Source organism: Microbacterium sp. WCS2018Hpa-23 (assembly GCF_031843845.1).
In the GTDB taxonomy this organism is placed as follows: domain Bacteria; phylum Actinomycetota; class Actinomycetes; order Actinomycetales; family Microbacteriaceae; genus Microbacterium.
In genome coordinates this window covers 173,286-196,750 of record NZ_JAVTIZ010000004.1, presented here as the reverse complement: position 1 = coordinate 196,750, position 23,465 = coordinate 173,286, and the positions used below count along the sequence as shown (strand labels likewise).

The following is a 23,465-nucleotide window of genomic DNA, read 5'->3' as shown; positions in this document are numbered from 1 at the left end:
GTCAGCGTTCCACTCCCTGATAGACCTGGTGATCGACGACGGTACCACCGAGACCCGCAAGATCCCACGGATCGGTGCCGTTGTTCGCGGCGTGGTAGCCGTCTTCCCACTCTCCTACAGAGGTGGCGTACAGCGGGTTGTTGTGCGCGCTGAATCCATGTGCTCCCGGAGGGTCCGGGAGCGTGATCTGGTGAATGTTCGGCGGGAGGACGGTCACCGGTGTGTTCGGGATGTCGAACGGGGACTGGCCCGGCAGCCCTGGCACGCCGACGAGGCTCCCGTCCAGCATCGGCACGACGTCTGTCGCGTGCTGGAACGCGTAGACCGGCACGTTCGGCGGCACGTGGAAGTTGTCGACGGGGGAGCCGTTGGTCACGACCCCGATCGGGTTGTAGGGGAAAGACGAGTCCGCGGCGAGATTCGCGGCCATGATGCCGCCTTGACTGAAGCCGGTCAGCACGACGTCGGATCCCGCGGGGATCCCCGCCTGCTGCATCGCGTCCAGCACCGCGCGCTCGTACTGCGTGCGGAAGAGCGGGTTGTCGAGCATCAGTGCGAGGTTGTTGTCCCGGTCGTTCATCGCGCCGCTCGAAGGACCGAACTCCCATGCCTGTGTCGACGGGAGCGATACGACCCAGTGCGTCGAGCCGTCGGGACCGACGACCTCTTTGATGTCGATCGCCGTGGAGCTCTCGCCGCCCATCGCGTCCGTCGTGCCGTTCACCGACACGAGATCCGACAGCGAGTCGAGCGAGGTGACCCCATGAGCCTCGTTCCATGCGGCCAGTTGGTCCTCGTTCAACGTCGACGGATCGATCTCGTTCACGCGCGCGTCATCCGTCAGGAAGTCGTGCAGGACGTTGCCGAACACCAACCCGAGCGGTCCGCCGGTGAGCGCTCCGACCAGAGGCAGCATGTCGACGAGCAGGTCGCGGAGCGTCGCCAGTGCGTCTCCGATGAGGGGGACCAGCTTGTACAGCAGCTGAGCGAGCGATACGACGGCGCCCGTGAGGCTCTTCACCAGAGCGCCCGCCGAGGTGATGAAGTCGGCGGCCGACGACGCGAAGCGCTTGATGTCGTCGATCTTCTTCAACGGGTTGAGGCTGAAGCTGAAGAGGTCGTCGGCGAACCTGCTGAGGCTCCCGAGGAAGTCGCAGATCAGGACCCTCGTCGACTCGATGATCTGGCTGACCAGCCGCACGGCGCTTGCGGTGGCCCCGGTCCACTGCGCGGCGTCCTCGGCGACGGACAGCAGGTCGCCGTAGCGGGCCCGGAGCGCGCGGACCGTCCGCCCATCCATGTCTGCGAGTTTCGGCTCTGCGTCCCGCAGGGTCTCGACGACCCGGCGGAGGGACTTCTCCGCGTCCTCCCATCGCGAAGCGAATCCGCCGACCGTCCCCGGGTCGCCGAGGAGGTCGTCGAACCACTCGCGCAGCGGGGCGATGTACTGGATCAGCATCCCTGCGAAACCCGGGATGCTCGCGCAGTCCGCCTGCGATGCACTGGGCCCGGGCGCCCCGGCGGCCCAGGACCCGGAGCGCACCTGGCTGCTGATGCCGGCGATCGCGCTCACAGCTCGCCCTCGATCGTGCCGAATGCCTTGACGGCGCCGTCCTCGATCTCGCCGAACGCATCGACGATGCCTTTGAGCCCTGTGCCGGTCGCGTCGGCGAGCTCGGTGGCCGCCGTGAGCGTGGACTCGGATGCATCGGCGAGCGCGTCGATGGCGGGGCCGAGCAGCGGCCCGCACATCGCTCCGAAGGCAGACTGCCCGACGCCTCCCGCCGCTGTCTTCGCTGCGGCGCCGAGGAGCTCGGCGGCGGTGGTGAGTGATTTCACGTGTGCGCGAAGCTCATCTTCGTCGATGATGATCTGCTGATTGGCTGCGGTCATCGTGATCGGTTCCCCCCGATTGTGTGTCTTGTGTGATCCGGCGTCAGCTGCCGCCGAGGACGCGCTGGCCGGCCAGATCCGCGTCCGAGTACTGGGTTGCGAGCTCTCCGAGCGCGTCGGAGATCGCGACGACGAGAGCGGTGCGTTCGCGCATGAGTCCGTCGAACCTGCCCTGCGCCGACTCGAACGCGAGCTGGGCCTCGCCCGACCACGATCGACGAAGGATCCCCGCGTGGGCGGTGAGCTCCTCGAGAGCGGCGTCGATGCTGCGCGAGGCGACGCTGATCGCCTTCGCCGCCTTCGCCACCTGCGCCGGATTGACCTCGATGACGCCCATCAGCGGTACTCGATCGTGCTGCCGCCTGCCCGCGGGAAGGCGGTGTCGATGTCATTGCGCACGGCCGCGACGAGCGGCGAACTCTCGCCGAGAGTCAGGCTCATCGATGCGAGCACCTGCTCTGCGGCCGCGCGCTGCGCCTTCGCGATCGTCGCGGTGATGAGTCCGCCGAGTGCCGCGGCGTCGGTCGCGGTGCTGATCGACGACAGCTGCACAGACTCGATCCCGCCTGTGGGTCGCGCCGTGACGGTGACGCGACCGTCCGCAGACGAGACCGTCGCCGTGGTCTCAGCCACTTCGTCCTCGAGCTTCGCCGACTCCGCGGCCAGGTCCTGCGCATGGGCGATCTGGGCATCGATCTTCGCGTTCAGCGCGGCGATCGTGTCCGAAAGTTCCTCGGTTGACACTGCTACCCCCTCCTCCGGTGTCCTCGCAGTATATGAGGAGCGAGTGAAGTGGTGAAGGCCGGGGAGCCCCCGTGTCGCCGAGGACGTCCTAGAATTGGATCGAGTCCAAGAACTGATGCATCCGCGTCGTCTCCCGCATTCCCTCCCGAGGAACAGCATGCCCATCTCCTTCCTGCGCCGCGCGATCCCGCTCGGTGCCACCGTCGCTGTGAGCGCACTCCTGCTCAGCTCCTGCGCCGCTCCCTCCTCCGAGTCCGACGGCGGAGAGCTCGTCTGGTCGATCGAGGGTGCGAACCTCTCGGCCGGTCACATGGACCCGCAGGTGAGCCAGCTCGACGTCTCGGGCATGGTGCAGCGCGCCGTGCTCGACTCTCTGGTGTTCCAGGAGGACGACGGCTCGTTCACCCCGTGGCTCGCGAAGGAGTGGACCGTCTCGGACGACAGCACCGAGTACACCTTCGTCCTCCGCGACGACGTGACCTTCTCCGACGGCGAGCCCTTCGACGCCGAGGCGGTCAAGGCGAACTTCGACCGCATCGTCGACCCGGAGACCGAGTCGGCCCAGGCGGCGTCGATGCTCGGCGCCGACTTCTACGCAGGCACGGAGGTCGTCGACGACCACACCGTGAAGGTGAGCTTCACCCAGCCGTACGCGCCGTTCCTGCAGGCCGCCAGCACCCCGCAGCTCGGGTTCTATTCGCCTGCCGTGCTCGAGGAGTCCGCTGATCAGCTGAAGGCCGGAGGGCCCGACGTCACGGTCGGCACCGGGCCGTTCGTGCTCACGGAGTACACGCCCGACCAGGAGCTCGTGTACACACGCAACGACGACTACGCCTGGGGCCCGCACGGCGAGGACGCACCGAAGGTCGAGACGCTGCGCGTCGAGATCCAGCCGGAGGCATCTGTCCGCACCGGCGTGGTGCAGAGCGGCGAGGCGGATCTCGCGAGCAACATCCCGCCGAACCTCGCGGGGGATCTCGGCGACGGCATCACCGTCGATTCGATCGAGTACCCCGGCCTGCCCTACTCGCTGTACCTCAACGAGAAGTACGGCGTCTTCGCCGACGAGAAGGTGCGCCAGGCATTCGCCCGGGGCATCGACGTCGACGCGGCGGTCGATGAGATCTTCTTCGGACAGTTCCCACGGGCGTGGAGTGTGCTCGGGTCGACGACTCCCGGCTACGACGCCTCACTCGAGGACAGCTGGCCGTTCGACGCCGACTCGGCGAGCGCACTGCTCGACGAGGCGGGCTGGACGGAGCGCGACAGCGACGGCATCCGCATGAAGGACGGACAGCGTCTGTCGGCGCGATGGATCGCCTGGACCCCGGTGCCGGACGACCGTGCGGCTCTGGCGAACGCCATCCAGTCGGACCTCAAGGGCATCGGCTTCGAGGTCGTTCGCGAGGTGCTGGAACCGGGTGCCTACAACGAGCAGTACGCTCCGAAGACGTTCGACCTGACCGACTGGGGATTCTCGGGCGTCGACCCGGACTTCCTGCGCGCGCATCTGCACACGGACGGATTCCAGAACGCCTCGCAGGTCACGGATCCCGAGATCGATGCCCTGCTCGACCAGGCCGTCGCGTCGAGCGACCAGGATCAGCGCGACAGCATCTATACGCAGCTGCAGGAGTGGAACGCGGAGTACACGGCGATCGTGCCGCTGTACAGCCCGTCTGCGATCACCGCAGTGGGCGAGCGCGTGAGCGGCCTCGACTACGACCTGTACGGACGCCCGCTGTTCTTCGACGTGAGCGTCGGCTGACGCCTGGGCCGTCGAGCGCCCTTCGGTATATCGCTGCGGTATCGTTCGTGAGCGAGCGCCGCGTACCGGAGGGCGCTCAGGAACTGTCGAGAGGGCGCGAACGGTGAAGGCAGCGCTCCTCCGCATCGCCGGTCTCGCGGCATCGGTCGTGATCGTGCTCTGGGGGGCGGCGACGCTGGTCTTCCTGGCTTTCCGCATCATTCCGGGCGATCCGGTGTCGGTGATGCTCGGGCCGCAGGCCCAGGTCAGCGAAGCGTTGAAAGACGGCATCCGCGCAGAGCTCGGGCTCGACCGCCCCCCGTTCGAGCAGTATCTGACGTTCATCGCGCAGCTCGCCCGGGGAGACCTGGGGGAGTCGTACCAGCTGCGGATGCCGGTGGCCGAGGTCATCGGTCGTCAGCTCGGGTCGACGCTGCAGCTCTCGGCTCTGGCTCTCGTGATCGCGGTGCTGCTCGCGCTGGCCGTCGCCCTGCTGGTGCGCGGTCAGGCAGGGCGAGCCGTCGCCGCGGGCATCGAGCTCGTCATCCTGTCGTCGCCGGTGTTCTGGATCGGCCTGATCCTGCTCAGCGTCTTCGCGTTCGGCCTCGGATGGTTCCCGGTCTCGGGCGCACGCAATCCGGCGACGATCGTGCTGCCGGCCATCACCCTCGCGCTGCCGGTCGCTGCACTTCTCAGCCAGGTCCTGCGGGACGGACTGGTGCAGGCCGAGCGGATGCCGTTCGCCGAGACCGTCCGGGCCCGAGGCGCGGGCCCGTCGTGGTTCACGCTGCGGCACGGGCTGAGGCACGGTGCCGCGAACGCGGTGACCCTGGCCGCGTATCTGACGGGATCGGTGCTCGGCGGAGCCGTGCTCGTCGAGACGGTCTTCGCCCGTGCAGGGCTCGGGCGGGTCACCCTCGCGGCGATCACCAATCGCGATCTGCCGGTCATCACGGGGATCATCCTGCTCAGCGCCATCGTGTTCGTGATCGTGAACCTCGTGATCGAGCTCCTGCATCCGCTCATCGATCCGCGTCTTCGCACGGATCGCGGGGGTGCACGATGAAGCGCGCGCAGGTCGTGCTGCTCTGGTGCGCGGTGGCCGTGCTGCTGGTGTTCGCTTTCGCCGCGGCCTTCCCCGGAGCGCTCGCCACGCACGACCCGCTCCAGACCGATGTGCGCGCGTCGCTGCTGCCGCCGAGTGCCGAGCACCTGTTCGGCACCGATCAGAGCGGCCGCGACGTGTACTCGCGGGTGGTCCACGGGGCCGGGCGCTCGATCGGCATCGGCCTGCTCGCGACCGGCATCGCGCTCGCTGTCGGATTGCTCATCGGTGCGCTCGCCGGCCTCGCTCCGCGGGGCGTCGACGCAGCGCTCATGCGCGTCAACGACGTGCTCATGGCCTTCCCCGAATTCCTGGTCGCACTCGTCGTCGTGGCGGTGCTCGGACCAGGGCCGGTCAACATCGCGATCGCGGTCACGCTCGCCGCCGTCCCCGTCTACATCCGTCTCGCCCGCGTGCAGACCCGCACGCTCCGCAGCGCCGAGCACGTCGAGGCCGCACGCATCCTCGGGGTGCCTCCCGTGCCCGCCTTCGTCCGGCACGTGGTGCCGGGGGTGCTCGGCTCGTTGAGCGTGCTCGCGACGATCGGCATCGGATCGAGCATCCTCGCCGCGGCCGGACTCAGTTTTCTCGGTCTCGGTCCCTCGGAGCCGACGCCCGAGTGGGGGCTCATGCTCGCGGGTGGGCGCAACGTGCTGGGGCAGGCCTGGTGGATCGCCGTGTTCCCCGGCATCGCGATCACCGTGACTGTGATCGCGGCGACGGTCGTCGGCCGGGTTCTGCGAGCCCGAGCAGAGGGACGGACATCGTGACAGCGGCGCTGGAGCTGACGTGCCTCCGCATCGACTTCGGTGGGGCGCCCGTGGTCGACGGGGTGTCGCTCACCGTGTCGCGTGGTGAGTGCGTCGCCATCGTGGGCGAGTCGGGGGCGGGCAAGTCGCTCACGGCTCGAGCGCTGCTCGGACTGACACCGGCAGACGCCCGCGTGAGCTTCGAGCGGCTCGTCGTCGACGGAACGGACGTCGCACGCTTCGGCGAGCGCCGCTGGCGGTCCTTGCGCGGCGCGGGCATCGCGCTCGTCTCGCAGGATGCTCTCGTCTCGCTCGATCCGCTGCAGCGAGTGGGATCGGAGATCGCCGAGCCTCTGCGTCTCCATCGTCTCGTCTCCGGGCGAGCGGCGCTGCGCGACAGGGTTCAGGAACTCCTGCACCGGGTGTGGATGCGGGATTCCGCCCGCCGTGCGCGGCAGTATCCGCACGAGCTCTCCGGGGGGCTCCGACAGCGAGCGCTGATCGCCTCGGCCATCGCCGCGGAACCAGCGATCCTCGTGGCCGACGAGCCGACCACGGCTCTCGATGCGACGGTGCAGGCGAGGATCCTCGGACTGCTCCGCGACATCGCTGATGCCGGCACCGCGATCGTGTTCATCAGCCACGACTTCGCAGCCGTCCGTCGGATCGCCGATCGCGTACTGGTCATGCGCGAGGGCGCGGTGGTCGAATCCGGGACGGTCGCGGAGGTGCTCGAGGCGCCCCGGCACGAGTACACCCGGCAGCTGATCGCCGCGACGATCCACGAGCCGAGAGCGACCTCCACCGGCGACCCCTCGCCCGTGCTCGTCGCGACAGGTGCGACCAGGACGTTCGGCGAGATCGCAGCGGTGAGGGATACGTCGTTCGCCGTGCACGAGGGACGCACTCTCGGGATCGTCGGGGAGTCCGGCTCGGGCAAGACGACGCTCGCTCGGATGATCGTCGGCGTCGAGCAGCCGGACGACGGAGGCCTGCGCTGGATCGGGGAGCACCGCGTGCAGCTCGTGCATCAGAATCCGCTCGGCGCATTCGACCCTCGATGGACGATCGGCCGATCGCTGAGGGAGGCGCTCGCCGCCGGCGGCGTACCCCGCACGCTGCGGGCCCAGCGAGTCGCCGAGCTTCTCGCGGAGGTCGACCTCGACCCCGTGCTGGCGAACCGCAGGCCCGCCGCGCTGTCGGGCGGGCAGCGTCAGCGCGCGGCCATCGCACGGGCGCTGGCGGCTGAGCCAGAGGTGCTGGTGCTGGATGAGCCGGTGTCGGCGCTGGATCCGTCCGTGCGTGAACGAGTGCTCCAGTTGCTGCTCCGACTGCAACGCGAGCGTCGGCTGACCATGATCTTCGTCTCCCACGATCTCGACGTCGTCGGAGCGGTCGCCGATGACGTGCTCGTGATGCAGGACGGCGCCATCGTCGAGCAGGGTGCGGTCGCCGACGTGTTCGCTTCGCCGCAGCACCCCTTCACGCGGGAGCTGCTCGAGGCGAACCGCCCCGTCAGTCGCTGATCGAACGGCCCGTCAGTCCCTGACCGAACGGACTGTCAGTCCCTGACCTGGATGCCGATCCCCGCCGCGAGCACCGGGGCGAGCTGCTGCACCTGGAAGCTGCTCAGGGTCGTCCCGCGGAGGCTGTTCGCATCGAGGAACGCCGAGGCGTCGAGCCCGCGCAGGTCGACGTGCGTGGCGCGCATGCCTCGCGAGTCCACCTCGTCCGAGCGCGTGTCGGTGAAGCGCACCCGGGTGAGCTCGGCCTGGGGCATGTCGATCGTCCGGATGCTGCACGCGGTGATCTCGATGTCGGCGGCCCGCACCCCACCGAGGTTGAGATAGTCGATCCGCACGTCGCGGAGCTCCAGCTCGTCGATGCGCGCGCTGCTCAGATCGAGTGTGCCGATGCGGCCTCCGCTGATGCGGACGCGGCGCACGCCGGCATCCCGCATCTTGAGCGAGGCGATGCGGACACCCGCCATGTCGACGTCGATGAGGGTGGCTCCGGTCAGGTCGACGCTGTCGGCATCGGCCGTGATCGTGCACTGCTCGAGTGAGGCGTGGGCGAGATCTGCCGTGACCTCGAGATCGAGCCGCACCGCGAGCAGATCCGCGCTGCGCCGAGCCGTCGCGGACTCGAACTCGAGCGGAAGGTCGGGAGGCGATACGCGGGGAGCCGCAGGGGATTCGGGGGAGCGGGCCATGGTCGGAGGCTACCGTTCGCGGCGGAGGAAACAGAATTCCGGAATGCACGTTTCGGATTCGGCGGTATCGCTGAATCGAGCCGCCACCGTGCCGGTAGTGTTTGTGACCAAACTGGGGATATGAGGGAGCGGCCGCTGGGGCGTGTCGCTTCACCGTCGTTCGCGTGCATCGTTTGCTGGCCGGAAAAGCGCGCGACGCGACAGCGTGACGGGTGCGACTATCGTGCCCGGCGATGAACGACTCATCTCCTCGAACATCTGAGGGGGACATGATGAGGCGCGAGACCTGGGTGCGGATACTCCCGCACGAGATGCGCATCGCCGCCAAGCAGTCGTTCTCGATTCGGCGGGTGCCGCTCGAATCGATGCGGACCCTGGTCGGCGGTGCGATCCGGCCTCGGTCCGGTGACGTGGTCCTCGCTCGGATCGAGAGACTCGGGCATCATCGCCACATCGAGCAACCGCATGGTCGGCGCAGCCTGCTGCACGTGGGCGATCTGATCATCGTCGCGTACGCCGACCGCTACGCGACCGACCAGTTCGAGTCCTATGTTCCAAGGCATCTCGGGCCCGTCAACCTCGTGGCGAGCGGCGGAATCGCGTCCGCCGCCATCTCACGCAGCAGAGCGGTGCGAGCGGCGACCGACATCGTGCCGATCGGGCTTGTCGGCGATGAGGCGGGGCGCCCGCTCAACGTGGCCGACTTCAGGCTTCCGACGCTGACGCCGCCCACCGAGCGTCCACGCACGATCGGGGTGCTGGGCACGTCGATGAACGCGGGAAAGACGACGACGATCCACTACATGGCCCACGGACTGTCGAAGGTCGGCATGCGGCCGGGCGTCACGAAGGTGACGGGCACAGGATCGGGCAACGACTACTGGGTCATGCTCGATGCGGGCGCGCACATGATGCTCGACTTCACGGACGCGGGCCTGGCCTCGTCGTTCCGTCAGCCGACCTCCGTGCTCGAGGAGGTGATGACGCAGTTGGTCGCGAATCTGTCGCTCGGCGGAAGTCGAGTCAACTTCGTGGAGATCGCCGATGGTGTCTTCCAACGCGACAACAGGAGCCTTCTGGAGTCGGCGGTCGTCCATGACCTCATCGACTGCGTCGTGCTGGCCGCATCCGATGCGATGGGCGCGGCGCAGGGGCTGCGGTCTCTGACCGATCACGGATTCGACGTGGTCGCACTGTCGGGGACCATGACCAAGTCCCCGCTCGCGATGCAGGAGGCCGAAGAGGAGCTGGGGTTGCCGATCTGGGGGCTTCCGGAGCTGGAGACCCCCGAACTCATCGCGCCGGTGCTGGGGATCGACTCGGCTCAGCTGGGCATCCCGCTCCCGCATCCTCAACCGGCGTGGCCGATCGAAGTGGAGGGTCTGGTGACACTACCGGATCCCGTGCGGGGCACGCAGGCCCCCGAGTTCGCCGGGCGTCGAGGCGGATTCGTCGACTCGCGGGAACTGATCGAGCATGCTCGCGCCTCGTCGGTCGTGCTGTCGTGACGACCACTGCGGACGGCCTCGAAGACTCTCGAATCGAGCCGAGCGCTCCCGACGTCGGACGACTCTTCCGTCTGCGGCGTAGGGACTTCCTCGTGATCGCTCTGTTCGGACTCCTGCAGGCGACGCTGCTCGTCGACTTCATGCTGCTGGCGCGCCTCGTGATCGACCAGCTGGTGCCAGCGGGCGTCGGCGACGCCGCAGTCGCGGCCTATCAGCAGGCGCTCTGGTTCTGCCTCGTGCTCGCGGTGTCGGCCGTGCTGATGGGCGCCGCACGCGCGTGGGAATTCACCTGGGCAGAGTGGGCCGGGTACGACGTCGTCCGAAGACTGCGGATGGAGATGTACGCGCATCTGCAGCGGATGCGCCCGGAGCATCTTCGGCATCGAGCCCGAGGGGGACTCCTGCTCCGCCTCACGGGAGACCTGTCGATGCTGCGCATGTGGTTGAGCCGCGGACTTCTCGAAGGGCTGTCCGCGACGATCGTCCTCGTCGTGGCGCTCGGGGTGCTCTTCACCCTCGATGTGTGGCTCGCGCTCGCGGTCGTCAGCGTGCTGGCATCGGGAGCGGCTCTGTCGCTGAGCCTCGGGCGATCGATGCGTGATGCCACGCGGTCGATGCGTCGACGAAGGTCGTCGCTGATGAGCAACGTCGACGAGCAGATCAATGCGATCAGGGTCAGCCAGGTGTCGGGGCGCGTCGCGGGGGAGTTCCGTCGGCTGTCACGCCAGAACGACGCACTCAACGTCTCGCTGCGCCGAGTCGCCGGCCTCAGGGGAGCGCTGCGCGGAATCTCCGCGGCGACGTCGCTGGTGAGCGTGGTCGCCGTACTCGCCATCGGCCTCGTCCAGGTGCACCGCGGAGCCACGAGTGTGGGGGTCGTCGTCGTCGCGGCGCTGTTGACCCGCTACCTCGCCCGCCCGGTGCGTACTCTCGGTCTCGCTCATGACTACTGGCATCGCGGACTGGTCTCGCGTCAGAAGGTCGTGGACTTCCTCGTGAGCTCCAGCCGCGGGATCGAGGACGAAGCGCTGGCTCCGCTGGTGGTCAAGGGCGGGCGCATCGAGTTCGACGACGTGACTGTTGCGGGGGCCCTGAACGGCTTCAGCGCTGTCGCCGATCGCGGCGAGCTCGTCGCGATCACCGGCCCATCCGGGAGCGGCAAGACGGCGCTGCTCGACGTGCTCACCAGGATGACCGAGCCCACCTCGGGCCGCGTCGTGATCGACGGTCAGGTGTTGTCGCAGACATCGCCGTCGTCGATCGGGGCGATGATGGGCGTCGCGGGTCCGGATCTGCCACTGCTGCGAGGGACCGTGCTGCGCAACCTCACGTACGCTGACCGCAAGGTCGGACCCGGCGAGGTGCAGCGGATCGTCAGAGCCCTGGGGGTGGACGACGCCCTGAGGCGTCACGATGATCGTGGGGTCATGGGCTGGGTCATGGAGGGCGGCGCGAATCTGACCGCCGGTGATCGTCAACTCGTCGCGCTCGCCAGGGCGATGGCGGGCACGCCCAGGATTCTGCTTCTGGATGAGCCGCTCGCCGGCATGCATGCCGATGCGCGGTCCCGCGCGAGAGAGGCGATCCTTCGTCACCGCGGGACCGTGCTGATGGTCACGCAGGATTCCGACGCGCTCTCGCTCGCCGACAGCGTCTGGGTGATGTCGGAAGACGGTGCGACGGAGACGCTCACCGGCGAGGAGTATCGCGACAGCCTGTGGCGGAACCGGAATGCGAGGGCGAGGCGATGGACGGGGGCCGGACGGTGACGCGTTCAGACACGATCCGCAGGCGGGGTGCGGGGCGCAACCTGAGACGAGACCGTCGACTGATCGCAGCGAGTCTCGTTCTCGCGCTCGGGTCTGCGGGGCTGCTCGGGGGTCAGCTGGCGTTCGCCAGGCCGACACCGGCACCTGTGGTCTCGGCCTCAGCGCCCGCGCTGGCGGACGGCGTACTCGATCTGGGTTTCGCGGGGGACACGATGTTCGGGGACGGCTCTGAGGAGAAGCTCGCGGTCGCAGGCCCACTGCCGCTTTTGGCGGGGGTGGCCCCACTGCTCGAGGACTTCGACTACACCATCGTCAACGCCGAGGTTCCTTTCACGACCGTCCTGACTCCGGCGAACCCAGGCGCGAAATACACGTATGCGAGTGATCCCGCTCATCTCTCGGCCCTTCGCGCGATCGGAGTGGACGCGCTGAACCTCGGGAACAACCACGCGATGGATCGAGGCGGCGAGGGACTCGACGACACGATCCGCCACGCCGAGAACGGCGGACTCGCTGCATTCGGTGCGGGTGCGACCCGCGCCGCGGCATCCATGCCGTTGATGGTGCGATCCGAGCAGCTGGACGTCGCAGTCGTCTCTTTCGGCGAGGACTTCGGAGCGCTCCATCGAAGCACAGAGACCTCGCCGGGAATGCTGCCGTTGCGCGTGGATCGCGTCGAGCAGGCGATGCGCACTGCGCTCGACAACGGAGCCGACAAGGTGGTCGCCTTCGTGCACTGGGGGAACAACTATGAAGATGTCAACGCGCAACAGCGCTACTGGGCCGGGGTGTTCGCCGACGCGGGATACGACGCCGTGATCGGCACCGGATCGCACACCTTGCAGAGCGTCGAGGTACTCGGCGACATGCCCGTCGTCTACGGGATCGGCAACTTCGTGTTCGGTGCCCCCGGCCGATTCGAGAACTACGGAAAGCCCGGACTCGGAGCCGTGGTCGGTCTGCGCTGGAATCAGAGCGGCGTGGGCACGGTCGCACTCCGCGTCATAGAGACCGACAACAAGATCGTCGACTACGTCGCGCGCCCTGTGCCCGAAGCCGAGCTCTCGACGGCGAAGAGCATCATCGGGAACGCCGTGACGTGGCAGGCCGATGTCGCGACGCTTCGCTTCTGATGCGCCGCAGATGGGGGATCCTGATCGTTATGGGACTCGTGCTCTCCGGCGCGCTCGCCGCATGCTCACCGACGCCGCAGGGCTCCGGATTGCTGGGCAGCGGCACGTACGAACTCCACATCGACGGGCGCGAATCGATTCCGATCTACTACGTCACGGGCGCTCGTGCCACCGAGCAGGCGACGATCATCGTCGTCATGCACGGGGTCGGACGCAACGCAGCCGAGTACAGGGACACCTGGACGGACCTCGTCCACGACCGCGACGCGGTGGTGGTGGCCCCGCAGTTCGGTGACGACGAGTTCCCAGATGCCGAGAATTACAACCTCGGCGGTCTGGCTGATCCCGACGGCGACAGCGACGGCGATGCGGATGTCCTCGACGGTGCGTACGGGTACATCGAGCCGCTGTTCGAGGATGTCCGCGCCCGGATCGGAGGCGCACAGAGCGGGTTCTCGATGTTCGGACACTCCGCCGGGGCGCAGTTCGTGCATCGCTACGTGGAGTTCGTCCCACACGCTCCCATAGATGCCGCGGTGGCGGCCAACGCCGGGTGGTACACGATGCCCGACGACTCGGCACGTTTCCCGTTCGGTCTCGACGGTGACGATGCCCCCGCTTTCGACGCGGAGGCAGCCTTCGGGCGCACATTGATCGTGCTCCTCGGCACCGACGATGTCGGGACCAAGAACCTGCGACGCGATGACGACGCCGAGGCGCAGGGGGACACAAGGCTCGAGCGCGGGCGGGAGTTCTTCGACCGTGCGCAGCGCGAGGCCGCTCGCGAGGCCGTGTCGTTGCGGTGGGAGCTGCACGAGGTGCAGGGCGTCGACCACGATCAGGCGGCGATGGCCGCCGCCGCGGTGCCGTACCTCCTGGGGGACACGGGGTCCGACTGAATCCGGTCTGACCGCGTCGCCCCGCACCGCGCGTACAATGGGAGCCAAGAGCTGTGATCCGGACATCACCGGGGAGCTCTCGGAAGAACGGTCGGCCTCGCAAGGGCCGGCTCAGTAGAACCGAGCGGGGCAGGCCCGTCACAGCCGCAGTGAGAGTGGCTCCGCCGAGAGGCGCGGCACGCGAGGTGGTACCGCGGTCCCCGGAACGACACGCCGGACGGATCGTCCTCGCAGCAGCATCCGCCACGACTCCTGCGAGACGACATGACCTACCCGCGTTCCTCCTTCGGCCCCGCCGCCGACCAGGCTGCCTCCGTCGCCCCGAGCCCTCGGTTCCCCCAGATCGAGCGCGATGTGCTCGACTTCTGGGAGACCGACCAGACCTTCCGTGCCTCCATCGAGCAGCGCGAGGGCGCTGATGAGTGGGTCTTCTACGACGGCCCGCCCTTCGCCAACGGTCTGCCGCACTACGGGCACCTGCTCACCGGCTATGCCAAGGACGTCTTCCCCCGCTTCCAGACGATGATCGGCAAGAAGGTCGATCGCGTCTTCGGCTGGGATACCCACGGTCTGCCGGCCGAGCTCGAGGCCATGAAGCAGCTCGGCATCACCGAGAAGAGCGAGATCGAGGCCATGGGCATCGACGTCTTCAACGCGAAGGCGAAGGACTCGGTGCTCAAGTACACGCATGAATGGCAGGACTACGTCACGCGTCAGGCTCGCTGGGTCGACTTCGAGCGCGGATACAAGACGCTCGATCTCGGGTACATGGAGAGCGTGCTCTGGGCGTTCAAGACCCTGTTCGACAAGGGGCTCGCATATGAGGGATACCGCGTGCTGCCGTACTGCTGGCGCGACGAGACCCCGCTCTCGGCGCACGAGCTGCGCATGGATGACGACGTGTACCAGAACCGTCAGGACCCGTCGGTCACCGTCACGTTCCCGCTGACGGGTGCCAAGGCCGAAGCCCTCGGCCTCACCGCCGTGCGGGCACTGGCCTGGACCACCACGCCCTGGACGCTTCCCACCAACCTCGCGCTCGCCGTCGGCCCCGACATCGAGTACGTCGTGCTCCCGGCCGGCCCCGGCGGAGCGGCCGACGTGCACCAGATCGCAGGAACGACGGATGCCGCCGTCGAGGCCGCAGCTCATCGCTATCTCCTCGCGCGCGAGCTGCTCGGCGGCTACGTCAAGGACCTCGGCTACGAGTCCCTGGACGACGCGCTCGCCGCGGTCGATGCGACCGTACGAGGCGCCGAGCTCGAAGACGTCACCTACGACCGCCTCTTCGACTACTACGCCGACACCGAGACCTACGGCACCGAGAACGCCTGGCGCATCCTCGTCGACGACTACGTCACGGTCAGTGACGGCACCGGCATCGTCCACCAGGCGCCGGCCTACGGTGAGGACGACCAGCGAGTCGCCGGTGCCGCCGGCATCCCGACGATCCTGTCGCTCGACGACGGCGGACGCTTCCTGCCGAACGTCACCGACGTCGCCGGCCAGCTCTGGATGGACGCGAACACGCCGCTCATCCGTCTGTTGCGCTCCGAGGGCCGCCTCCTGCGCGAGCAGAGCTACGTGCACTCCTACCCGCACTGCTGGCGCTGCCGGAACCCCCTGATCTACAAGGCCGTCTCGAGCTGGTTCATCCGCGTCACCGACATCAAGGACGACCTGCTCGCGAACAACGAGCAGATCACCTGGGTGCCCGAGAACGTCAAGCACGGCCAGTTCGGCAAGTGGCTCGAGGGCGCACGCGACTGGTCGATCAGCCGCAACCGGTACTGGGGCTCGCCGATCCCGATCTGGAAGAGCGACGACCCCGAGTACCCGCGCGTCGACGCCTACGGCTCGCTCGAGGAGATGGAGCGCGACTTCGGCACCCTCCCGCGCAACCCCGAGGGCGAGATCGACCTGCACCGTCCGTACATCGACGACCTCACGCGTCCGAACCCGGACGACCCCACCGGCAAGAGCACGATGCGCCGCATCGAGGACGTCTTCGACGTGTGGTTCGACTCGGGCTCGATGCCGTACGCGCAGGTGCACTACCCGTTCGAGAACCAGGAGTGGTTCGACACGCATGCACCCGCCGACTTCATCGTCGAGTACATCGGGCAGACGCGCGGATGGTTCTACGTCATGCACGTGCTGTCGACCGCGCTGTTCGACCGCCCGGCGTTCACCGGCGTCAGCTGCCACGGCATCGTCCTCGGCAACGATGGCTACAAGATGTCGAAGTCGCTGCGCAACTACCCTGACGTCTCAGAGGTGCTCGATCGCGACGGCTCCGACGCGATGCGCTGGTTCCTCATGTCGAGCTCGGTGCTTCGCGGAGGCAACCTCGCGGTGACCGAAGAGGGCATCCGCTCGGGCGTGCGCGAGTTCCTGCTTCCGCTGTGGAACTCGTGGTACTTCTTCGCGACCTATGCGAACGCGGCGAAGCCCGGCGGGTACGAGGCGACGTGGCGCACGGATTCCACCGACGTGCTCGATCGCTACATCCTGGCCCGCCTCGGCGACCTCGTGCGCGAGGTGCGCGCCGACCTCGAGGGCCTCGATTCCACCACGGCCTCCGCGCGTCTGCGCGACTTCGCCGAGGTGCTCACCAACTGGTACATCCGCCGCTCGCGCGACCGGTTCTGGGAGGGATCCAACACCGACGCCTTCGACACGCTCTACACCGTGCTCGAGACCCTGACCCGCGTCGCCGCGCCTCTCGTGCCGCTCATCAGCGAGCGCGTGTGGCAGGGGCTCACGGGCGGACGAAGCGTGCACCTGCAGGACTGGCCGGACGCCGGCGCGTTCCCGGCGGCCGACGAGATCCGCGACGCGATGGATGCCGTGCGCGAGCTGTCGAGCGTCGCCAACGCGCTGCGCAAGAAGGAGAAGCTGCGCGTGCGGCTGCCTCTCGCCCGACTCACCGTCGTGTCGCCGCTCGCGGCGACGCTCGGCCAGTTCGAGGACATCCTGCGCGAGGAACTCAACGTCAAGTCGGTCGAGCTCGTCGAGCAGTCCGACACGACAGCGGTGGACTACGGCATCAGCCACCGCCTCAGCGTCAACGCCCGTGCCGCGGGCCCGCGCCTCGGCAAGAACGTGCAGACCGTGATCAAAGCCGCGAAGGCGGGGGACTGGTCGGAGAGCGACGGGGTCGTCACCGCGGGCGGCATCGCGCTCGAGCCGTCGGAGTACGAGCTCGCGCTCGAGACCACCGGACGTCCGGAGGGCGAGGCGCTCGCACTCGTGCCGGCCGGCGGCTTCGTGCTGCTCGACACGCAGACCACACCGGAGCTCGAAGCCGAAGGCTTGGCGCGTGACGCGATCCGCGTCGTGCAGGAGGCGCGTAAGAACGCCGATCTCGACGTGAGTGACCGCATCGTGCTCGCGCTCAATGTGAGCGCCGCCGATGCCGAGGCTCTGCAGACGCACGCCGAGCTGATCGCGGGGGAGACCCTCGCTGTGGGCTTCGCGGTGCTCGCGACCGACGAGATCGCCACTCTGGTGCAGGAGGTGACGAGCCCGGGTGACGGCGTGTTCCGCAGCGGCGCCACGGCCCTCGGTGCCGACAAGCGCCCGATCATCGTCACGATCGACACGAACCTCGAGGAGCCGAGCGCATGAGCGCACGAGACAGGGCGGATGCCGTTTACGAGACGCTGCTGAGCCGCGCGGGCGAGCGCTGGGTGCAGCCGCGCAAGGAGCGGACCGCACGCATCCTCGCGTTCCTCGACGACCCGCAGCGCACGTACCGCGTCGTGCACATCACGGGCACGAACGGCAAGACGTCGACGGCCCGCATGATCGAGAGCCTGCTCAGGGCGCACGGTCTGCGCACCGGACTCTTCACGAGCCCGCACCTCGAGCGCTTCACAGAGCGCATCATGATCGACGGCGAGCCGATCGAGGATGCCGCGGTCGCCGACGCCTGGGACGAGATCGAGCCCTTCGTCGTGATCGTCGACGCCGAACTCGAAGCTGCGGGCGAGGAGCCGCTCACGTTCTTCGAGCTGCTCACGGTGCTGGCCTTCGTCGCGGTCGCAGATGCCCCGGTCGACGTCCTCGTGCTCGAGGTGGGCATGGGCGGCGAGTGGGACTCGACCAACACCGCCGACGGCGACGTGGCGGTATTCGCGCCGATCGACATCGACCACGCCGACCGCCTCGGTGGCACGATCGCCGAGATCGCCACGGTGAAGGCGGGGATCATCAAGGAGGGCGCAGCCGTCGTCTCGGCGCAGCAGCCGGACGAGGCCGCTGACGTGCTTCGGCGCGTTGCTGCGGAGAGGAACGCCACGATCGCCTTCGAGGGCGATGAGTTCGGTCTCACCGACCAGAAGCTCGCGGTCGGAGGGCAGCTCATCTCGATCCGCGGGCTCGCGGGGGAGTACCTCGAGGAGTACCTGCCGCAGTACGGCGCGCATCAGGGGCACAACGCCGCTCTCGCGGTCGCCGCAGTGGAGGCGCTCATCGGCGGTGGGCAGCAGCAGATCGCGGCCGACATCGTCTCGGAGGGGCTGCAGGGTGCGACGTCGCCCGGTCGCCTTCAGCTGCTCGGCATCTCGCCCACGGTGATCGTCGATGCGGCGCACAACCCGCACGGGGCCGCAGCCCTCGCCCAGGCGATGGACGACAGCTTCGACTTCGACGAATGGGGGGTCGTTCTCGGAGTCCTCGGTGACAAGGATGCGGCGGGCATCGTGGCGAAGCTCGCACCGGCGGCAGCCCACGTCTTCGCCACCGCCCCTGATTCCGACCGGGCGAGCGATGCGGATGCGATAGCCGATCTCGTCGAAGCCGCAGGGCAGCGAGCGACCGTGCATCCGACCCTCGCCGAGGCTGCGGACGCCGCCCGAGAGTGGGCGGCATCGTCCGACCGCCGTGCGGTGGTCATCGCAGGATCCGTCGTGCTGGCCGGCGAGGCCATCTCCCTCTCGGAAGAAGAGGATTGGAAGTCGGGGTGGCGGGCGTGAGCGCCGATTCGGCATCTCCTCGTCAGCCTCGCGCACCACGTCCGCCGCGCACTCTGGTGCAGAAGCTCGCCCCGATCGTGCTCGGATTCGAGTCGATCGTCGTGTTCCTCGCGGGGCTCACGGTCTTCGGCCTGAAGACGCTTCCGCCGGGCATCCCGCAGTGGTGGGGGATCGTGGGGGGAGCGATCGTCGGGCTCGCCTGCATCGCCGTCGCAGGGATGATCACGAAACCCTGGGCCATCACCGCGGGCTGGGTGATCCAGGTCATCATCGCGCTGGCAGCGATCCTCGTTCCCGCCATCCTGCTGGTCGTCGTGATTTTCGGCGGCATGTGGGGATATGCGACGATCATGGGGGCTCGATTGGACGCACGACGTCCAGACGGGCCCGCGACCGAGACTCAGACAGAGAGTGAATGACATGGCCACCGAAGAAACCCTCGTCCTCGTCAAGCCCGACGGTGTCGCGCGCGGCCTCACCGGAGCGATCCTGGCGCGCATCGAATCGAAGGGCTACGCGCTCGTCGACATCCGTCTGGTCGAACCCGACCGCGATCTCCTCGCCGAGCACTATGCGGAGCACGAGGGAAAGCCGTTCTACGAGCCGCTCCTCGAGTTCATGCTCTCGGGCCCGTCCGTGGCGATCCGCCTCGCGGGCAACCGTGTGATCGAGGGTTTCCGCTCGCTCGCGGGCACCACTGACCCGACGACCGCGGCACCCGGCACGATCCGTGGCGACTTCGGCCGCGACTGGGGCCTCAAGGTCCAGCAGAACCTCGTGCACGGCTCGGACAGCCCCGAGTCCGCCGCACGCGAGCTCGGCATCTGGTTCGACTGAGCTTCCGCGCAACGATGAAGCCCGCCGCACGATCTCGTGCGGCGGGCTTCGTCGTTGCGGCAGCGGCGGATCAGAAGATGATGCGCGCCATCTCGCCGAGGAAGTCGAGCCCCTGCAGCTGAGCCATCATGATGATGACGGCGTACGCGAGGATCGTGGCGAGGGGGACCCAGACCATGAGCTTGTCGGCGCGTTCCTGGGTCTTCTCGTTCTTGGTGAACGTGCCGTTGCGGGTCAGATGCAACATTGTCGCGAAGAACGTCGGGATCGTGACGGCCCAGGTGACCATGCACCAGGGGCACAGCACACCGAGGTTCTGCGCGTAGAGGCTCTGGCCGATCAGCCAGCACACCAGGCCGAATGCGAACGTGATGCCGGCGCCGAAGGCGGCCCAGAACCAGCGGGGGAAGCGCGCACCCGCCAGGATGGCCACGCCGACGACGAGCGGTGCGATCCATCCGGAGAGCCCCATGAGCGGGTTCGGGAATCCGAAGACCTCGCCCTGCCATGAGCCGAGGTTCTTGCTGCACTGGATGAACGGACTGACATCGCAGGCGAGTGCGTCGGTCGGGTTCTCGAGCAGCACGAACTTCTCGACCGTGAGCTGGAAGGCGGCGAACCAGCCGACGACGCTCGCGATGATCAGCCAGACGGCATAGATGACGGGGCGGGTGCGCTGCTCGCTCATATGTGGATTATCCCAGTGATCACTATGGATCGGGCGTGAGGCGGGCCGGAGAAAACGACGCGAGCACGCGACGATGCCGCGAACCGGCCCACTTGGTGCGATAATGGCCTGTGATGCATCGCTCGACGTTGTCGTTGTGGGCATCGACGCAGACTTCGGGGCCGTATGCCCCTCGCGATCAGAGCCATGAGCCGGTCGCACACCGAATGAGTTCGCGGCACCTGTAGGCGCCGCATGAGATTTAGCGGAACACGAAGTGTCCGCCACGAGGAGCACGCCAGAGATGGCCGATGAGAACAATGACTACGACGCCCCTACCCTCGACTTCTCTTCGGATGCTCACGCACCCGACGAGGTAGTCGCCGACGCTCCGGAGGCTGACGGCACGCCCGATGCTCCGGAGAGTGGCGAGGTCGAGGCCCCCGTCGCCGAGGACGCCCCTGCGACGCAGGACGAGCCCGACGAGGCTCCTGCTGCCGATAACGCGTCTGCTGCGGAGGACGCGTCTGCTGCAGAGGATGCTCCTGCTGCGGAGGATGCTCCCGCTCCCGAGGAAGCCCCCGTCGCTGACGAGAAGCCCGTCGCTGACGAGAAGCCCGTCGCTGACGAGAAGCCCGTCGCAGACGAGAAGCCCTCTGATGACAAGGCTCCCGAGCCCGAGGCCCCGCAGGCGATCACCGCGGTGTCGCTGGGGCTCCTCCCCGAGGTCTTCGTCTCGCAGGTCTCGACCCAGCTCCACTTCTACGCGCCCGAGGTCGTGCCGCTGCCGGCTCTCCCCGGTCGCGAGCGCGTGTTCGACCGCATCGCCGAGCGCGAGAGCGATGACTCCGCATCCGGCCGTCGTGGTCGTCGCCGTCGCGGAGGCTCCGACGACGCAGACCAGCGCGAGCCGCGCGAACAGCGTGACGAGCCGCGTCAGCCGCGCCAGCGTGTCGTCGAGTACATCACCGAACCGAAGGCGATCAAGGGTTCGACCCGTCTCGAAGCCAAGAAGCAGCGCCGTCGTGACGGTCGTGACGCCGGTCGTCGTCGTCCGGTCGTGACCGAGGCCGAGTTCCTGGCTCGCCGTGAGTCGGTCGACCGCAAGATGGTCGTCCGGTCGAAGAACGGTCGCACGCAGATCGGCGTGCTCGAAGACGGCGTGCTCGTCGAGCACTACGTCGCCCGCAACCAGGACGCGTCTCTGATCGGCAACGTCTACCTCGGCCGTGTGCAGAACGTCCTCCCGAGCATGGAGGCCGCGTTCGTCGACATCGGTCGTGGCCGCAACGCCGTGCTGTACTCGGGCGAGGTCGACTGGGACGGCGTCGAGACCGGCAACCAGCCCCGCCGCATCGAGCTGGCCCTCAAGGCCGGCGACCGCGTCCTCGTGCAGGTCACCAAGGACCCGGTGGGTCACAAGGGCGCACGTCTGACCAGCCAGATCTCGCTCCCCGGCCGCTACCTCGTGTACGTGCCCGGCGGTTCGATGAACGGCATCAGCCGCAAGCTGCCCGACAACGAGCGCACGCGTCTGAAGCGCATCCTCAAGGAGGTCCTGCCCGAGTCCTCGGGCGTGATCGTCCGCACGGCGGCCGAGGGTGCCACCGAAGACCAGCTGACGCGCGACGTGCAGCGACTGACCTCCCAGTGGGAGCACATCCGCAAGCAGGTCGAGAACCAGCAGGCGCCTGCACTGCTGCACGCCGAGCCCGATCTCCTGGTCAAGATCGTGCGTGACGTCTTCAACGAGGACTTCACGAAGATGCTGATCCAGGGCGAGGAATCGCAGCGCACGATCCGCGCGTACCTCGAGAGCGTCGCCCCCGACCTGCTCGAACGAGTGGAGTCGTACGAGGAGGAGACCGACCCGTTCGACGCGTTCCGCATCACGGAGCAGATCGAGAAGGCCCTCGACCGCAAGGTCTGGCTGCCCTCGGGCGGCTCGCTCGTCATCGACCGCACCGAGGCCATGACGGTCGTCGACGTCAACACGGGCAAGTTCGTCGGTTCCGGGGGAAACCTCGAGGAGACCGTCACCAAGAACAACCTCGAAGCCGCGGAGGAGATCGTCCGCCAGCTGCGGCTGCGTGACATCGGCGGCATCATCGTCGTCGACTTCATCGACATGGTGCTCGAGTCGAATCGCGACCTCGTGCTGCGTCGCCTGATCGAGTGCCTGAGCCGCGACCGGACCAAGCACCAGGTGGCCGAGGTCACCTCGCTCGGTCTCGTGCAGATGACCCGAAAGAAGCTCGGCCTCGGCCTGCTCGAGACCTTCAGCGAGGCATGCGACGTGTGCGCCGGTCGCGGTGTCATCGTGCACCACGACCCCGTCGTGAAGCACCGTGCCAGCAGCAACTCCAACGGCAATGGCAGCAACGGTTCCTCGTCGAACCGTCGCCAGCGCGGCGGCAACGGGCAGAGCCAGAATCAGAATCAGAACCAGGCCACGGCCTCGGTGACGACCCACAGCATCCCCGAGGGTGCGAAGTCAGCGCTCGCGCAGATCGCAGCGTCGACTCGTGCTCCGAGCGCCGAGGAGGCTGCGACCGACGTCATCGCCGCAGCTCCGGTCGAGGCGCCCGTCGCTCAGGAGCGCACGAAGAAGCCCCGCAAGAAGCGAGGCGCCGATCGCAACGCTCCGAAGTCCCCGGCCGAGGCGCTGCTCGACTCCGTGCTGGACGCACTTCCGGAGCCGAAGGCTCCTGGTCACGGACGCGGTCGCCGCCGCGTCTCGACGGCGGCTCTCACGGGCACTCCGGTGTCCGTGAACTCCGAGCCGTCAGCGCCGGTCGCGGGCGGGGATACGCAGTCCTGACGCGATGAGCCTCCGAACCAGCTCCTTGCCGTCGACGTGCTGCGCGCCGGCGGCGATGAGCCGGGGGACGAGCTCTTCCGGCACGTCGTAGTGGTCGAGGTCGAAGGCGCGCGCAGGCACGTCGTGCGACCTCGCGAAGGCGTGGAGCTCGTCGAGGTTGTCGTCGCTGACGAGGTGGGCCCACAGCCGCCCGTGCGCGGGCCAACGGGGTTCATCGACGAGAACGGTCATCTCGTCAGCCTATGGCCGGACACACCGGACGGCGCGTTTTGCCTCAGTGTCCCGCATCCGGTAAAGTAGTCCCTTGGTGCGTATGCCGCGTCGTCCTGGACGGTCGAAGCGGAGAGTCTTGCGTTCGTGCCCATCGCCCCCCGCGATGCATGCAAGCAACAGTCTTCCCGT

Annotated in this window: 20 protein-coding genes; 13 read left to right on the top strand and 7 right to left on the bottom strand. The window is 68.0% G+C overall.

All coding sequences use genetic code 11. From position 1 onward, the window contains the following. Position 1: 1 nt before the first annotated feature. From RQG77_RS08445 to RQG77_RS08430, 4 genes are read right to left on the bottom strand one after another with little or no spacing between them, the layout of a single operon-like run. Complete coding sequence (locus RQG77_RS08445; protein ID WP_311244325.1) at positions 2–1,573, bottom strand: hypothetical protein; 1,572 nt, start codon at positions 1,571–1,573, stop codon at positions 2–4. Next, positions 1,570–1,893 (bottom strand): hypothetical protein, encoded by a 324-nt coding sequence (locus RQG77_RS08440; protein ID WP_311244324.1) that lies wholly within the window; start codon positions 1,891–1,893, stop codon positions 1,570–1,572. The genes RQG77_RS08445 and RQG77_RS08440 overlap by 4 nt, the downstream gene beginning before the upstream one ends. 43 nt (positions 1,894–1,936) lie before the next feature. Continuing rightward, entirely contained in the window at positions 1,937–2,230 is a 294-nt protein-coding gene (locus tag RQG77_RS08435; protein WP_311244323.1) for a WXG100 family type VII secretion target, read from the bottom strand. Beyond that, positions 2,230–2,637, bottom strand: a complete 408-nt coding sequence (locus RQG77_RS08430) for a YbaB/EbfC family nucleoid-associated protein (RefSeq protein WP_311244322.1) — start codon at positions 2,635–2,637, stop codon at positions 2,230–2,232. Before RQG77_RS08430 ends, RQG77_RS08435 begins: the two co-directional genes overlap by 1 nt. Before the next feature lie 157 nt (positions 2,638–2,794). On the opposite strand from RQG77_RS08430, the gene RQG77_RS08425 reads away from it, so the two are divergent. From RQG77_RS08425 to RQG77_RS08410, 4 genes are all read left to right on the top strand, one after another. Then, complete coding sequence (locus tag RQG77_RS08425; protein ID WP_311244321.1) at positions 2,795–4,405, top strand: ABC transporter substrate-binding protein; 1,611 nt, start codon at positions 2,795–2,797, stop codon at positions 4,403–4,405. A gap of 103 nt (positions 4,406–4,508) precedes the next feature. Then, a complete protein-coding gene (locus tag RQG77_RS08420; RefSeq protein ID WP_311244320.1) occupies positions 4,509–5,450 on the top strand; it encodes an ABC transporter permease in 942 nt (313 codons plus the stop codon). Then, a complete protein-coding gene (locus tag RQG77_RS08415) occupies positions 5,447–6,259 on the top strand; it encodes an ABC transporter permease (RefSeq protein WP_311244319.1) in 813 nt (270 codons plus the stop codon). The genes RQG77_RS08420 and RQG77_RS08415 overlap by 4 nt, the downstream gene beginning before the upstream one ends. Continuing rightward, positions 6,256–7,764: an ABC transporter ATP-binding protein gene (locus tag RQG77_RS08410; RefSeq protein ID WP_311244318.1), complete on the top strand. Its 1,509-nt coding sequence runs from the start codon at positions 6,256–6,258 to the stop codon at positions 7,762–7,764. Before RQG77_RS08415 ends, RQG77_RS08410 begins: the two co-directional genes overlap by 4 nt. A gap of 35 nt (positions 7,765–7,799) precedes the next feature. On the opposite strand, the gene RQG77_RS08405 is transcribed toward RQG77_RS08410, so the two are convergent. Continuing rightward, entirely contained in the window at positions 7,800–8,450 is a 651-nt protein-coding gene (locus RQG77_RS08405) for a pentapeptide repeat-containing protein (protein WP_311244317.1), read from the bottom strand. A gap of 272 nt (positions 8,451–8,722) precedes the next feature. On the opposite strand from RQG77_RS08405, the gene RQG77_RS08400 reads away from it, so the two are divergent. The 8 genes from RQG77_RS08400 to ndk all read left to right on the top strand — a co-directional run bounded on the left by RQG77_RS08400 (position 8,723) and on the right by ndk (position 19,575). Further along, entirely contained in the window at positions 8,723–9,958 is a 1,236-nt protein-coding gene (locus RQG77_RS08400; protein WP_311244316.1) for a DUF1611 domain-containing protein, read from the top strand. Beyond that, positions 9,955–11,727, top strand: a complete 1,773-nt coding sequence (locus RQG77_RS08395; protein ID WP_311244315.1) for an ABC transporter ATP-binding protein — start codon at positions 9,955–9,957, stop codon at positions 11,725–11,727. The genes RQG77_RS08400 and RQG77_RS08395 overlap by 4 nt, the downstream gene beginning before the upstream one ends. After that, positions 11,724–12,860, top strand: a complete 1,137-nt coding sequence (locus RQG77_RS08390; RefSeq protein ID WP_311244314.1) for a CapA family protein — start codon at positions 11,724–11,726, stop codon at positions 12,858–12,860. Before RQG77_RS08395 ends, RQG77_RS08390 begins: the two co-directional genes overlap by 4 nt. Positions 12,861–12,889: 29 nt before the next feature. Next, entirely contained in the window at positions 12,890–13,759 is an 870-nt protein-coding gene (locus RQG77_RS08385) for a hypothetical protein (RefSeq protein WP_311244313.1), read from the top strand. 264 nt (positions 13,760–14,023) lie between these two features. Beyond that, positions 14,024–17,389 (top strand): isoleucine--tRNA ligase, encoded by a 3,366-nt coding sequence (ileS, locus tag RQG77_RS08380; protein WP_311244312.1) that lies wholly within the window; start codon positions 14,024–14,026, stop codon positions 17,387–17,389. After that, positions 17,386–18,738 carry a folylpolyglutamate synthase/dihydrofolate synthase family protein gene (locus tag RQG77_RS08375; protein ID WP_311244311.1) on the top strand — a complete coding sequence of 451 codons (1,353 nt, stop codon included), beginning with the start codon at positions 17,386–17,388 and terminating at the stop codon, positions 18,736–18,738. Before ileS ends, RQG77_RS08375 begins: the two co-directional genes overlap by 4 nt. Continuing rightward, on the top strand, positions 18,735–19,157 hold the full coding sequence (locus RQG77_RS08370; RefSeq protein WP_311244310.1) for a DUF4233 domain-containing protein: 423 nt from the start codon (positions 18,735–18,737) through the stop codon (positions 19,155–19,157). Before RQG77_RS08375 ends, RQG77_RS08370 begins: the two co-directional genes overlap by 4 nt. 1 nt (position 19,158) lies before the next feature. Beyond that, positions 19,159–19,575, top strand: a complete 417-nt coding sequence (gene ndk / locus RQG77_RS08365) for a nucleoside-diphosphate kinase (RefSeq protein WP_045254652.1) — start codon at positions 19,159–19,161, stop codon at positions 19,573–19,575. 70 nt (positions 19,576–19,645) lie between these two features. Here ndk and RQG77_RS08360 read toward each other — a convergent pair whose 3' ends face one another. After that, complete coding sequence (locus RQG77_RS08360) at positions 19,646–20,263, bottom strand: vitamin K epoxide reductase family protein (protein ID WP_311244309.1); 618 nt, start codon at positions 20,261–20,263, stop codon at positions 19,646–19,648. Positions 20,264–20,546: 283 nt separating this feature from the next. Here RQG77_RS08360 and RQG77_RS08355 point away from each other — a divergent pair, with 283 nt between their 5' ends. Continuing rightward, positions 20,547–23,063, top strand: coding sequence for an Rne/Rng family ribonuclease (locus RQG77_RS08355; protein WP_311244308.1), 2,517 nt, complete (start codon positions 20,547–20,549; stop codon positions 23,061–23,063). Here the strand turns inward: RQG77_RS08355 and RQG77_RS08350 are convergent. After that, positions 23,028–23,294: a DUF4031 domain-containing protein gene (locus RQG77_RS08350; RefSeq protein ID WP_056307168.1), complete on the bottom strand. Its 267-nt coding sequence runs from the start codon at positions 23,292–23,294 to the stop codon at positions 23,028–23,030. The genes RQG77_RS08355 and RQG77_RS08350 overlap by 36 nt on opposite strands. Positions 23,295–23,465: the final 171 nt, after the last annotated feature.